This window comes from Vibrio sp. 10N.261.51.F12 (assembly GCF_041471725.1).
Classification (GTDB): domain Bacteria; phylum Pseudomonadota; class Gammaproteobacteria; order Enterobacterales; family Vibrionaceae; genus Vibrio.
The window spans coordinates 53,962-67,317 of record NZ_JBFROV010000037.1 but is presented as its reverse complement, the minus strand read 5'-3'; the positions used below and the strand labels follow the sequence as shown (position 1 = coordinate 67,317).

Annotated in this window: 10 protein-coding genes; 4 read left to right on the top strand and 6 right to left on the bottom strand. The window is 43.9% G+C overall.

Annotation, left to right across the window (positions count from 1 at the left end):
* Positions 1-10: 10 nt before the first annotated feature.
* The gene (locus AB4405_RS19375; protein ID WP_372062450.1) at positions 11-1,786 is read right to left on the bottom strand and encodes a sodium:solute symporter family transporter; all 1,776 of its coding nucleotides are present in this window, start codon (positions 1,784-1,786) and stop codon (positions 11-13) included.
* A gap of 1,180 nt (positions 1,787-2,966) precedes the next feature.
* Here AB4405_RS19375 and AB4405_RS19370 point away from each other — a divergent pair.
* Together AB4405_RS19370 and AB4405_RS19365 are read left to right on the top strand one after the other, a co-directional pair.
* Entirely contained in the window at positions 2,967-4,895 is a 1,929-nt protein-coding gene (locus tag AB4405_RS19370; RefSeq protein ID WP_372062449.1) for a methyl-accepting chemotaxis protein, read from the top strand.
* 364 nt (positions 4,896-5,259) lie between these two features.
* Positions 5,260-5,622, top strand: coding sequence for a YgiW/YdeI family stress tolerance OB fold protein (locus tag AB4405_RS19365; RefSeq protein ID WP_372062448.1), 363 nt, complete (start codon positions 5,260-5,262; stop codon positions 5,620-5,622).
* Positions 5,623-5,722: 100 nt separating this feature from the next.
* On the opposite strand, the gene AB4405_RS19360 is transcribed toward AB4405_RS19365, so the two are convergent.
* The 4 genes from AB4405_RS19360 to AB4405_RS19345 form a co-directional block, all read right to left on the bottom strand.
* Positions 5,723-6,103 carry a VOC family protein gene (locus AB4405_RS19360; RefSeq protein WP_372062447.1) on the bottom strand — a complete coding sequence of 127 codons (381 nt, stop codon included), beginning with the start codon at positions 6,101-6,103 and terminating at the stop codon, positions 5,723-5,725.
* 83 nt (positions 6,104-6,186) lie between these two features.
* A complete protein-coding gene (locus AB4405_RS19355; protein WP_372062446.1) occupies positions 6,187-6,624 on the bottom strand; it encodes a hypothetical protein in 438 nt (145 codons plus the stop codon).
* Positions 6,625-6,873: 249 nt separating this feature from the next.
* Positions 6,874-8,160 (bottom strand): sensor histidine kinase, encoded by a 1,287-nt coding sequence (locus AB4405_RS19350; protein WP_372062445.1) that lies wholly within the window; start codon positions 8,158-8,160, stop codon positions 6,874-6,876.
* Complete coding sequence (locus AB4405_RS19345) at positions 8,157-8,840, bottom strand: response regulator transcription factor (protein ID WP_372062518.1); 684 nt, start codon at positions 8,838-8,840, stop codon at positions 8,157-8,159. Before AB4405_RS19345 ends, AB4405_RS19350 begins: the two co-directional genes overlap by 4 nt.
* Positions 8,841-9,005: 165 nt before the next feature.
* Between AB4405_RS19345 and AB4405_RS19340 the strand changes: the two genes are divergently transcribed.
* Together AB4405_RS19340 and AB4405_RS19335 are read left to right on the top strand one after the other, a co-directional pair.
* On the top strand, positions 9,006-9,767 hold the full coding sequence (locus tag AB4405_RS19340) for an efflux RND transporter periplasmic adaptor subunit (RefSeq protein ID WP_372062444.1): 762 nt from the start codon (positions 9,006-9,008) through the stop codon (positions 9,765-9,767).
* Positions 9,768-9,853: 86 nt separating this feature from the next.
* Entirely contained in the window at positions 9,854-12,910 is a 3,057-nt protein-coding gene (locus AB4405_RS19335) for an efflux RND transporter permease subunit (protein ID WP_372062443.1), read from the top strand.
* 117 nt (positions 12,911-13,027) lie between these two features.
* On the opposite strand, the gene AB4405_RS19330 is transcribed toward AB4405_RS19335, so the two are convergent.
* The gene (locus AB4405_RS19330; RefSeq protein WP_372062442.1) at positions 13,028-13,333 is read right to left on the bottom strand and encodes an ArsR/SmtB family transcription factor; all 306 of its coding nucleotides are present in this window, start codon (positions 13,331-13,333) and stop codon (positions 13,028-13,030) included.
* Positions 13,334-13,356 lie beyond the last annotated feature (23 nt).

Genomic DNA, 13,356 nt, shown 5'->3' with positions numbered 1-13,356 from the left:
ATGAAGTGAATTAGCCTTCTGTTATGGTTTTATTTTCTGCAGCATCCTCAACGGAATCGTCAACCGCTTTAACCAGTAGCAGACCTACCGAGAAAACAATCACACCACACAATACGAAGACCATACGTCCCCACATCGGATTAGGCAGTACAAACATCGTCATAACACCAACACCTGCAACTGCAATCAGTGAACCAAGCATACGACGCTGTTTATTATCTAGTTTCTTCTGCTCTGTGCTTTCAGCAACTAATGGCGTAGCGAGGTTGTTGAAGAATTTATCAACGTCTTTTTCACGATGCTCTGCTAGAGGCTTGTAGAACATTGTCGATAGCATGAAGAAGCCACCGGTAAACACCATATGTCCGATAAGGCCAATTGCCACTTTCAAATCAGACCATTCACGACCAGTCAGCTCGTTCAGACCAAACCAATTTTGAATCATATCCGCTGTGATAACAAACCCAACGAAGTAAGACACAACACCACCGACAACTAGCGTACCCCAACCAGCCCAATCCGGAGTCTTACGAATGAAGAAGCCTAGGAACGCTGGAATTGTCATTGGGAAACCAATCAAGGCGCCAACGTACATCATTGTGTCGAATAAGCTCAGCCCTTTCAAAGAGTTGATGAATAGCGCAACTAGGATGATTGAAATACCAAAGAACGTAGAGGTAATCTTAGACACAACGACGAGCTCTTTCTCTGTCGCTTGAGGACGTAGAATTGGTTCGTAGAAGTTCTTAACAAAAATACCTGAGTTACGGTTTAGACCCGAGTCCATTGACGACATGGTTGCAGCGAACATTGCAGCAATCAGCAATCCAACCATACCGACCGGCATGTATTCTTGTACAAAGTATAGGTATGCAAAGTCAGCCGCTTTCGAACCTGCTTCTGGGTACTGAGCAGCTAAATCAACGCCTTGACCAGCAATAAACCAAGAAGGCATGAACCAAATAATTGGACCGATTGTCATCAAAATACATGCGAGAAGCGCCGCTTTACGTGCATTATTTGAATCTTTTGCTGCTAGGTAACGGTAAGAGTTCAACATATTATTCGTAATACTGAACTGTTTAAGGAAGATAAACACAGCCCAAATACTGAAAATGCTCAAGTAGTTAAGGTTGTCACCGGTAATGAACGAGTCCGTAGGGAAGTCATTCACTATTTGTGTCACACCACCACCATGGTAAACCGCCACAACAGCACACGTTACGGTTACTGCCATGATGATAACCATCTGCATGAAATCTGACGCGATAACCGCCCAAGATCCACCGGTAACAGACATGACTAATACCACCAAGCCTGTCAGGATGATCGTGGTTGTCATATCAAACCCAAAAATACCTGAAGCAATAATGGCAAGACCATTTAGCCAAATACCCGCAGAAATAACACTGTTTGGCATACCAGACCAAGTAAATACTTGTTCGTTCACTTTACCAAAACGCATACGAATCGCTTCAATAACCGTCACAACACGTAGTTGACGGAATTTAGGAGCGAAGTACAAGTAGTTCATCAAGTAGCCGAATGCGTTGGCAATAAAAATGATTGCAACGGCAAAACCGTCGGTAAAGGCTTTACCAGCCGCACCCGTAAATGTCCATGCACTGAACTGAGTCATAAAGGCAGTGGCACCCACCATCCACCAAAGCATGCTACCGCCTCCACGGAAGTAGTCACTGGTCGTGCTTGTAAACGTTCTAAACATCCATCCTATCGCAATCAAGAACAGAAAATAGATGCCAACAATAAGGGTATTGAGATCCATCTTGGGAAACCTTCTAAGTGTTATTTAAGTTAGCCCCACCATACCTTTTTCATGGTCAATTTGTACTACAATATAATGAATGCGTGATGCGGATCAGCAATAGCAAGCCTGTTATTGTATTACTTATGATCAAGTTCATATTTCCCGGCCATTCGTAACTCTAGTCACGAAAAATCGCCTTATTGATTAATTTATGCACAAAATCAACCTCATAAAACAAATAATCAATAAGTTAGGACGCAAAATCAGCACGACTAACCACTTTGAACAACAATAGAGTAGTAACAGAGAGATAAAAAAGTAAGCTTATTGTCAGACATATTTAATTGTCATTGCTTTGTTCGAGGACTAGCGGAGGGTTGATTTTGATTAAACAAGATAAAGTTAGGTCGAATTGAGTAAAAAAAAACCCTTGCATCACCTGTAATAATGCAAGGGTAAAACGACACGGAGATCCATAACAATAGCCGATTACTATCCACTACCACTATCACTTCGGGGGTGAGTTGAGCAAATCACAATGTCATTGCTCTAATTATTATCAAGGTAGATGTCATCCAAATACTCTTTCCTTTCCGGTTGGGGGTCCAAAAGGAAGAAGTTGCTTCGATAAAGCAAGCTCGAATACATCTACAATTCTGTTTTGGAAAAGTGATGACGACCTCAAATCACGATTTCCACAGCCAACAAACTCAACATCTGCCAGCTTTTAAAGCGCTTTGCCGCATGAACGTTCCACTCGAATGTTCGCGCTGCAATTCGAGTGCTCTTGCACGTCGAAGTGGTATTAATATTAATGTATTACAAATAAGAAAAATGCGACACAGATCATACTTCTATCAAGAACACGATCAACACATTAACGACAAAAATGTAATTACCATTTAAATTATTGAAATGCATGGCATTACACACAATTTTACGCTTTAAAAGTAATGTTAATTTCTTTCGACTTTAGAGTTATGAGTCATGTCACAGCAAGAAAACCAATAATAATCTACTCTATTTGTACTACAACAACATAAAAGACCTTTACATAAAAAAGAACCTTGCGGAAGTATGGGCACCGCGTGATACCGAGCTTCTTTAACCACAAAACTAAAAATAATTCAGTTATTGGGCCTCAAAGTTGAGGCCTATTTCGACCAGAATAATGGATGTACATGGAGTCTATTCTGCAATGAATACTACACGAGCACTTAAAAAGACACTTGGCTTTAAAACCAAGCTCATCTTAGCGTTAACGTTAACCACCACACTGTCACTCGTCGTCACCAGCTTGTTTTCGCATAACATGCTGCAAGGCCAAGTTAATCAACGGATTCAGACTGAGATAGACAGTTCACTCTCACACGAAGTCATTGAACTTGAAACCACCGTGCAACGCACTATCGATACCGTCTCAGCGTTGGCCACACAGTACCAAAACAACAACGGCGCAATTGCCAATGAAACGCTCATGTTGCTAGCATCTGAGCTTGGTGGTATCGACAAAGTCGTCATGGGATTTGATGATGGTTCATCATTTACCTCAAAACCCTCAGAGTCGTTTCCAAACGGTGTCGGTATCAAGAGTAAATACGACCCAACCACGCGACCTTGGTACAACGATGCCAAACAAGTGCGTGGCCTGTCACTTAGTGATGTCTTTTTTACCAAAAGTGACCAAACACCGATGATTGGGGTAATGTATTCACTCAGTAACAGCGTCATTATGGCCGATATTCGTTTCAACGATGTGCAACGCAAGCTAGAAGAGCTGAACTACATCAGCGAAGCGACTGCTTTTATTATCGATGACAAAGGCTTGGTTATCGCCTCAACTATGCCAGAGATTACGCCACAAACTCGCGTACAAGATTCTGCGTTATCAGCTGAGATCGCGGCTGTTATTCGCCAACCCGCTGTTTTTTCTGATACCAATATTGCTGGTCTCGATTCCCTACTGATCTCTAAACCCATTCAGCTAGGTAGCCAAACTACTTGGCAGATGGTAGTCGCACTCAACAAATCCATTGCATTGACTGACTTGGCTAGTGCAAGCCAGAAATCCTCGCTAATTATTGTAGCGGCGGTACTTATCGCACTGCTTGCTGTCGTTTTGATTTTAAACAAACTGTATCAACCCATCGTTTCACTTAAAGCCATTGTCCACGACCTAGCAAAAGGTAATGGTGACCTAACCCAACGACTTGAGGTCAAGACCAATGATGACTTAGGTCATATTGCACTGAGTATTAACCAGTTCATTGATGGGCTCCAAACCATGCTTCAAGACGTGCAATCGGCAACAACAGCACTCGCAACCAAGACACAAAGTATCGAAGCAAGTTGCCAACACACACACAGCACACTCGAGACCCATACCCTAGAAACGACTCAAATCGTGACCGCTATTGACGAGCTGTCCAACGCATCTGTTGTCGTAGAGCAACACTCTGGTGCCGCGGCCAATGCCGCACACAAAGCGTCCGATTACAGTGATGAAACCAAGCAAATTAACACCACGACTCAACAACATATTATCGACCTTGAACAACAGATCACCAACACCTCCAGTGATATTGCCGACATGGCAAACGAAACTCAAAGCATTCAATCTATCGTTAATATGATCGGCAGTATTGCTGAACAAACTAACCTGTTAGCGCTGAATGCATCCATTGAAGCGGCGCGCGCAGGTGAACACGGCCGAGGTTTCGCCGTCGTTGCTGATGAGGTTCGCGCGTTAGCCAATCGCACCCAAATAAGCACCTCTGACATTGGGAAAGCACTAGCAACACTGCAAGATAAATCAGACCATCTTGTTACTTCCATTGAACATACGAAGGAAAATTGCGCCGAGACCCGCCAACAAGTCGACCATGCAGTAGCAATGCTTGGCACTCTTGATCAACAGATTGAGACGATTAGCAGCTACAATGCTGAAATTTCAACATCATCAAGTGAACAAAACACCGTGATTCAAAGTGTGAATGAAAACATTCATAAGATTAACGATCTCGTCAACGCCCTAAATACACTGAGCCACAGCCAAGTAGAAGAGTCCGCCAATATTCTGGTATTAAATCAGCAAGTGGAAACCTTAATCAGCCGATTCAAGGTCTAACGCTCCCCCGCTTTTACACTCACTAATACTCCTTACCCAAGCAGGGTTAAGGAGTATTAGATTTAAATTTAGATAGTGGCACCACACGTAAAGAATCTGTCCGATAGAAAAGTGATGGACTTAGGAGGCGACGGAACGGTTTACGAGACCTGTAAACATGGGTTCAAGCCCTAAGGTGCAAAAAACATCAAACGCCAGCACTAAAATTTAATCATTTAAATCATAATCTTAAAATAAAAACAAAAAATATCATTCGATTTTTTCCAACATGAACGAATTATGAATATTATTTTAAAGCCGCATTAATATCCCCTCGTGCATAGTAGCACCATCAAGAACGTACCCAGTCTACTTAGAGGCACTTATGAAAAACGTAATTATCGCAACAACACTTATTTTATCTTCTAGTCTTGCTGCGGCAAATACGCTCCCAGCCAAAGACGGCTTCAACGGCCCTAGTTTAGGTGTGCAAACTACCGTGGAAGAGGCACTGGATAGCCGTGACGATGCACGAGTCGAACTCACGGGGAAAATCACCCATTCTTTAGGGGATGAGGAATATCAATTCACCGACGGAAAAAATACCATTGTCATTGAAATTGACGACAATAAATGGGCTGGATTACATGTCACACCAAACGACAGCATTACCATCACGGGCAGCATAGACAAAGACAGCTGGGAAGACGCGAGTATCGATGTCGACCGTGTTGTTATCGCTGGCTAACCCTATTTTTAATACAAAAAAGGCTCACATTGGTTGAGCCTTTTTGCGTTAGCATTAGCATTAGCATTAGCATTAATAAATTAAAATAATCACGTTATATCTACGACAAAAAATGCGTAACACAAATTTTATTACCCTGTGGGTCGAGCAGATACGCCATGTATAAACGGCGAGAGCCGGTACCTCTCTCCCCTGGTGGCTCCTCTATTTCAGTGCCACCGTTAGCAAGTCCAACCTTATGCCATTCATCCACGACTTCTGGGCTATTGGCTAAAAAACCGATAGTCATCCCATTACCATGGCTGGCACCACTACCATTGATTGGGTTCGTTAATCCCAATACTCCGGTGGGGCTGATGTACATACAACGACCTTTTTCATCAATAACACCCTCATCAAAACCCAATACGTGCATCACTGCGTCGTAAAATGTCTTCGCTTGTTTGATATCATCGGTGCCGATCATGACATGACTGAACATTTGATTATCCTTTCTCGTTAAATGACAATGTGAGGCGACTCGCTCACTCTAGATTCCTGACTCTTAGCCTAATGGGTTCGCCCTTAATCGTTGACAGAAAAGCGCGCCTCGGAACGCGGCGTTACGTCTATCATGACCGCTTTACCACCATAGCCATGTACATTGCACCTTGCTCGGACCACAACGGTCGTCACCTCTTTAGGGATCGATATACCACACAGGCCACGCGTGAACGGTTGTTCGTTATCGTGGGGATGAGCGAGGTGACGGTAGCCAAGCTGATTGCCCGCCAAATCGAGGACTTCCCAACCATCGGCATAATGCCCCCACCCTTCATCATTGTGTCTTACCGTTGTGTCAAAACACCAGTTACCATCGCGACTTTGGGTTGCAACCACGCTGGTGACTTGCGCATAGTCCAGAGAGGTTGAAAAGTCGGCAACATTGGATGCTGATGCATACCCATTCAATGAAGATAAAACCAAGGCAGCAGTCATAACACCTCGGATGTTTATTACCATTTTAAATTCCCCTAACCATTGACCATTAGCTGTTAACCGTCAACTGCAAGTTAATACACAAACCGTGCTCATACTGTGTAGTATTTAACCCATATAATGTAGCAGCCGTGACAAAAATCGCATAAACACGGCCGCCATGGGAACGGATAGGTCGCCAAGTAAACCTTCCTCGCCAAATTAGTTTATATTTCATCTAGAAATAAAATGGTCTAGAAGCACAGCAATCTTAAGGTGTTGAAAAATATGTATTCATTGGTCTTCGTGTTGAAACCGTCTTTCTAACCGCGCTGTGCATCCCGCTTGAGCTTTATTGTTGCTGAGGCTAAAAGACCACCCATAGCTCGTACATAGTCGCCGAACAATCAGTAACCCCAGTCCATGCTCCGTTTCATTGTTCACTCCCACACCGCAACCTGAATCTTGCACAGTGATTAATTGCTCCGACACTTCAACACAAATCTCACCGCTTTCAGTAAAGCGCACGGCGTTATCTACGAGGTTTTTTAATAACATATTCAACACTGTAGGTGGGAAGTTTAAACGTGTGTTGTCCATTATTTTCAGTGTAAATTGAACACCCGAATGCCGCTTACTGAGCGATTGATGAAGGTCGATATCTGCGGATGAAAACTCACTCAGTGTATTTTTATGCTCCGTATTTTCTTGCTTAACAATGTTGAGCAGTACCTCCACCGTCGCCTGCATATCTTCCGCTGCATTGATAATGCGACGTCGCTGTTTGATCTGAAAATCCTGGTCATCTTTCATTGCCTGTAGATTCGCTGCGCCAAGGATAATGGCGATGGGCGTTTTCAACTCATGACTTGCATATTTAGCAAACATCAGCTCCTGCTTTACCACTCGATCTTTCATCTGCGTATAACGGTTAAGGTGTTTGGTTAGTTGCTTAACTTCATCAATGGCATGAGAGGAAACGGCAAAGCTCTTCGTTTTTGTTGCTTTAAGTTGCAGGCCTAAGTCAGAAATAGGCGACATCAACCCTTCAAATACCCTGAGTAAAGCAAAGCGTAAAAAGGCAATCAGAAAAAACATTAGCCCCATCGAAATCAGTATCAACACGCTCCCGTTATCATCACCAAATTCCATCGCTCTAGCATTGATACTTAAATACAAAGGACGCACCACCCCAGAATTATCGACAAACTGAGTGTGATAAACCATAAAGCCATCTTCACTAAAGCTTTTATACCTTGTCACTATCCCTATTGGATAAGGGCGTTGAGCTTTGAGAGTATCGCTTAATGCCTGATCACTATAGTAGGCCACGATGTGAGGACTAATGTGAGCCATCTCTTTAGCCTCCAGCGAGTAGTGTTGAACAGCGGTTCGTTCAAATGACACTAAATGACGCTCTATTTGGCTATCTTCGTTGAAGGCTAAATACAGTGAAAATGCCAAAAAAACCAAAAAAGCGGAGGATAATGCAATCACCGAGAAGATAATGATTAAGCGTGCCCGAACATCTCGAACCGAGTTTGTTTTACGGGTTTTAAAACAGCGCTTTAATGCCATCATACCGCGACCAACTTAAAACCAAACTTAGGTACTGTCACCAGCATGGGAACAGAGAAGGGTTTGTCTAATACGTTTCTCAGCAAATAGATGTGGCTACGCAGTACATCTTTTTCAGGGACGTCCTCGCCCCATAACTGGTGAATCAGCGCCTCTCTCGACACCACCTCTCCCTTTGCTTTGGTGAGCGTGAGCAAGATTTGATAGGTCGCGTGGGTCAAGGTAATCGGCTGCGTATCACGGCTCACTTGATGTGTTTTTTGGTCAATGATCAGGCTACCAAAACGCAGCAAAGACTGTGCAACCTCCCCTCGAAAGCGTTTAATTAACGCAGTTAAACGCACTTCTAATTCAGGAAATTGAAACGGTTTACTTATAAAATCATCGATGCCGTTGTCGAAGCCAGCCAACAAGTCATCCTGTCCGTTTAACGCCGTTAGCATAAGCACAGGCGTCGTATTTCCGCTTTCTCTTAACTCTCGAACCACTTGCATGCCGTCTTTTTTAGGCATCATGACATCAAGAATAATCACATCAAACTCGTGCTCTAGCGCGAGCCTCAGCCCCATCTCGCCATTATTGGCAAAATCAACCTCTGCCCCTTTTACCTCAAGAAAGTCAGCCAGTATGCCTTGAAGTTCTTCGTTATCTTCCACAACTAATATCCGTCTTCCCGTCAGCATGTATCCGTCCCGTCCCTTATTCAATCGTTCTCTTTATTATAAGCAGAATATGTCGAATTAATGTCGAAAGAGCAGCATATTGAATATCAAATGATTGGCAATTTTTTCACATAAAATCGACATGACCCACGCCACACTGATAAAAAATCACTCGTGGAGATCACAATGACAACTTTTTTGCTTATTACGACTGTTGGTATTCAGGCCTTTTCAACCCCAACGCACGCGGTTGAATTGATTGGTAAAACAACCAGTACGCACTCTATCTATGTCGTCTCTGAAGTCAGTGGTATTGTCGAAACTGCACACTGGCAGGTAGGTGACCTTGTCGCTCCCAACTCTCCGCTTGCCACCATCAAAGCCCAAGATTTCAAACTTGAAGTCATGAAACAGAACGCCAATGTCACGTTGGTTGAAGCGGATTTGAACATCAATAAATCGACATATTCACGTTATCAAGAGCTTCGAGCTAAAAATAGCTTATCGCAAAACGAATTAGACGTTGCTAAAGCCGACTACGCCGCTTCGAAGGCCAATGTCACTCTCGCCAACATTGAGCTCGAAAAAGCACAATTGGATCTTAAAAACACCGCCATTTATTCCAGCATCGATGGCTACATCGTCTCTCGTCATGTAGAGAAAGGCGCCTGGGTTAATCAAGGTGACCAGCTCTATCAATTGACTAATATCGACCGACTCAATGTGCGCTTGCTGGCTAGCGAGTTTGACTTGAATGCATTGACTGTAGGCCAACCTATTCAGCTATGGTCTGAGGCTAATCCTACCAACAAAGTCATCGCAACAATTAATCGCATAGGGGTCGAGCTCGACCCCTCGACGTTTGCTTACCCGATAGAAGTAGATATCGACAACGGTAATCATGATTTCAAACCGGGTATGTCGATGCACGCCACCACTTATTTTTAGATGGTCCTTATTCTAGACAAACCAAATTTTATCGTCTCGAACTCCCCGCTCTATTAACAGACTCAAACTAAAAAGAAGGTTTAGAAATGAACGCTTTTCTTGCTTATTTCGCGCAGCGCAGTTTTCTCGCACGTATCATCACGATTATGGTCTTACTCATTGGCACAGGTGCTGTAAGCATTCTCAAACTTCAAGAGCTCCCCGATGTCGCGTTTGCAGAAGTGGAAATCACTACCCATTACCCTGGTGCTTCTGCACAAGACATTGAATTGAATATCACCAACAAAATTGAAAAAGAACTCAAACTGGTTCAAGGGCTTTCCACCTATTGGTCCCAATCTTTTGATGGGCAGTCTTACATCAATATTGAACTTGATGAGGGTTATGACACCGACAAAACCGTGCGTGATATTCAACAAGCCGTTGACCGTGTACAAGGGCTACCCAAAGATATTTCAAATCCACCAACGGTCGAACAAAAGGACACGTCATCATTTGATGTGATGACCTTTGGTGTTGTCGCGAATGCCACGAAAGGGACCCAAAGCGCAACGAGCGATCAAGAAAAAAATAGCCAACTCCAAAACTACGCTCGTAATCTAGAGAAACAATTACGCTCTATTCCCGGCGTGGGCAGCGTTCACTTAGATGGCTACACGGAGCGCGAATTTTGGATTGAAGTAGACCCGACCAAAGTACTGCGCTATCAGCTCACTTTTGATGATGTCATTGCGGCAATTAATACGCGCAACTTATCGCTTTCTGGTGGTTTGGTCGAATCTTGGGACAGCGAGCAACGTATCGTCACTCTGACGCAGGTCCATTCTACCCAAGAACTTGCCGACACTATTATTGACGTACTGCCGACTGGAGAAATGATCCGTTTAGAGGATATCGCTCATGTTTCAGACGCCTTTGAAAAAGCGACGGAGCTTGGGATGGTCGACGGCAAAAACGCCATCGTTTTCTCGATCAGCAAAAGTGCCAACGCCGATATCATTGCAACGACTGATCGAATAAAAGCGCTGCTAAATGAGGAATCCGATCGCCTAAACCATCAATTTAGCTTCCCTATTTCACTTAATCTAGCCGACGATATGAGCGACAAGTTTTCAATCGTTACGACTAACGGCGGTGTTGGGTTGATATTGGTGCTGATTGTTCTCAGCATGATACTCAGGAGAAAAGTTGCTTTTTGGGTATCCGTGTCTATTCCATTTTGTGTGTTGGGCGTTATGGCGGTGTTACCCGCACTAGGCATGAATCTCGATAGTATTACCCTTGCGGCTTTACTGTTAGTTATTGGCATCATTGTCGACGACTCTGTCATTGTTGCAGAGAGTATTTATCAAGAAAAAGAGCGTGGGAAGTCCGCTATTGACGCCGCGATATCTGGTGTGCAAAAAGTCATTCGTCCTATCATTGCGAGTTTAACAACGACGGCTCTCGTCTTTATACCCATGTTTTTTATCCCAGGAGCAATGGGTAAAGCGATCATTGTCATTCCCATTACTGTCATTGCTGCGTTGTTGTTCTCGCTGGCAGAATGCACGTTTACTTTGCCTGCGCATCTTGCCAAATCACTTGATGCTGACGCTAATCGCGCTCCCAAAAATGAACGTTTTAATGCCATTATCCAACGCTATCAACGCTTACTGAGCGACTGCTTAACGCATAAAAAACGTGTACTTGCCATCGCACTGACCTTGTTGGTTGGTAGCTCAGCATTACTCACGACTCTCAAATTAGATATCTTTCCTAGTGAAACGGCAAAATACATCAAGATATACAGTGAAATCACACCTGGAACACCTTTAGACAAGGTTCGTCAGTCGCACCATGAGCTTGAAAAAGCCATCGCAGCGTTGCCTGACAATGAACTTGCTGCTTATCAAATGACGTATTCGAGTCCCACTAGCAACGGGCAAATTACATTAACAAATTTTGAGCAGCGTGAACGCAGCGCCGATGACATCGCAAAAGCCCTAAATGATCAACTTAATGCCTCTTCAGGTATCGACTTCGTTAAGTTTACCGTAGACGCCGGTGGCCCACCACCAGGAGAACCTGTTGAGATCCGAGTGATCAGCAATAATGCAGAAGAACGCCTGCATGCGCTGGCACTTGTTATGGATTGGATGAAGCAACATAAAGGGCTTGATAAGGTCACTCATAATGAATTGTTAACGGACCCTCAGTTACAAATTATTCCTCAATATGAATGGCTGGCTCGCTACAATCTGACGGTTCAAGACCTTGCCAGTACGTTACGCATTGCCTTTGATGGTGACAGTGTCACATCAACTTGGATCGGTGATGAAGAAATCAATCTTCGAGTACTGCTGAATGAAAAATATCGTAGCCTTGAGCAATTAAGTACGACTAAAATCGCTACGCCGACAGGGTTGCAAGTCCCCCTTAGCCGCTTAGCTAAAGTGCAAGAAGTACAGGCGCCCCGTGAGCTGCTCCATTACAACGGCGAGCGTCAAGTCTTGGTGAGCGCGCAAATTACTGATGAAGCATTAGGTTCTGGGGCATTAAGTGAGCAACTCACTCAAGCATTAGCTCAAAAAGTCGGTACCCATGTTCGCTTAGATGTCGGTGGCGAAGCGGAGAATACTGACGAGACAATGTCTGGCTTCTTGGTCGCTTTCCCTGCCGCAATGATTGGCATCTATTTTGTACTAGCCGTTATGTTTAGTTCATTGCTCCAACCCTTGATGATCATGGCTGTTATTCCTTTTGCCATCGCCGCCGCATTAATGGCGCTATTCATCCATAATCAGCCAATATCTTTGTTCGCGCTCATAGGGATACTTGGAATGGCAGGCGTTGTGGTCAATAACGCTCTGGTTCTAATTAATCGAATTAATGAACTAAAAAGTGAAGGACTCCCTACAAATCAAGCCATCATTGACGCGGCATCAAGCCGACTACGACCGATTGTTCTCACGTCCTTAACGACGGTCGCAGGCTTGCTTCCACTTGCTTACGGCATCGGTGGTACCGATGTCTACATGGGGCCAATGTCATTAACTTTGGGCTATGGACTTTTGTTTTCTCTACCAATCGTATTGATTGTAATACCATGTCTGTATGGGTGGTGTTCACGACACCCGCAAACATCGAAATGTAGCACGTAGCATATTTAATCCTATTCGTTACCACTAGCCGATTATCATGAATGCCCCCTCTCCTTTTCGTCACATCGAAAGGGGGTATTCATTTGAGATAGACCGTATGGTTTTCCAGATCTCACGTCATACTAAATCATCAGCGGATTGTGCTTTGCAGCATTCATCCACCAAAAAGCCAATCACGTTTTCTCGCATTGCATAATTCGCTCTGCAATATAAAGTCCGCCCTTCTCTGTGCTGAAAGATCAATCCACCTGCCACCAAGCTCGATATATGATGGGATAATGTTGAGTTAGGGATATCGATACTTTCACAAATTTCCCCTACCGCAACCCCTTCGTCTCCTGCCTTCATAATCTGCTTATACACCCTCAGTCGTATTGGGTGACCGAGTTCTTTCAATGCCTTAGCAATAATCTCAATCTTCATCGTACATCCTTTCCAAAATAATT

What these genes read in the sequence shown, in the direction of transcription:
- AB4405_RS19375 (WP_372062450.1), bottom strand. Translation starts at nt 1,786, where the DNA reads ATGGATCTCAATACCCTTATTGTTGGCATCTATTTTCTGTTCTTGATT.
- AB4405_RS19370 (WP_372062449.1), top strand. Translation starts at nt 2,967, where the DNA reads ATGAATACTACACGAGCACTTAAAAAGACACTTGGCTTTAAAACCAAG.
- AB4405_RS19365 (WP_372062448.1), top strand. Translation starts at nt 5,260, where the DNA reads ATGAAAAACGTAATTATCGCAACAACACTTATTTTATCTTCTAGTCTT.
- AB4405_RS19360 (WP_372062447.1), bottom strand. Translation starts at nt 6,103, where the DNA reads ATGTTCAGTCATGTCATGATCGGCACCGATGATATCAAACAAGCGAAG.
- AB4405_RS19355 (WP_372062446.1), bottom strand. Translation starts at nt 6,624, where the DNA reads ATGGTAATAAACATCCGAGGTGTTATGACTGCTGCCTTGGTTTTATCT.
- AB4405_RS19350 (WP_372062445.1), bottom strand. Translation starts at nt 8,160, where the DNA reads ATGATGGCATTAAAGCGCTGTTTTAAAACCCGTAAAACAAACTCGGTT.
- AB4405_RS19345 (WP_372062518.1), bottom strand. Translation starts at nt 8,840, where the DNA reads ATGCTGACGGGAAGACGGATATTAGTTGTGGAAGATAACGAAGAACTT.
- AB4405_RS19340 (WP_372062444.1), top strand. Translation starts at nt 9,006, where the DNA reads ATGACAACTTTTTTGCTTATTACGACTGTTGGTATTCAGGCCTTTTCA.
- AB4405_RS19335 (WP_372062443.1), top strand. Translation starts at nt 9,854, where the DNA reads ATGAACGCTTTTCTTGCTTATTTCGCGCAGCGCAGTTTTCTCGCACGT.
- AB4405_RS19330 (WP_372062442.1), bottom strand. Translation starts at nt 13,333, where the DNA reads ATGAAGATTGAGATTATTGCTAAGGCATTGAAAGAACTCGGTCACCCA.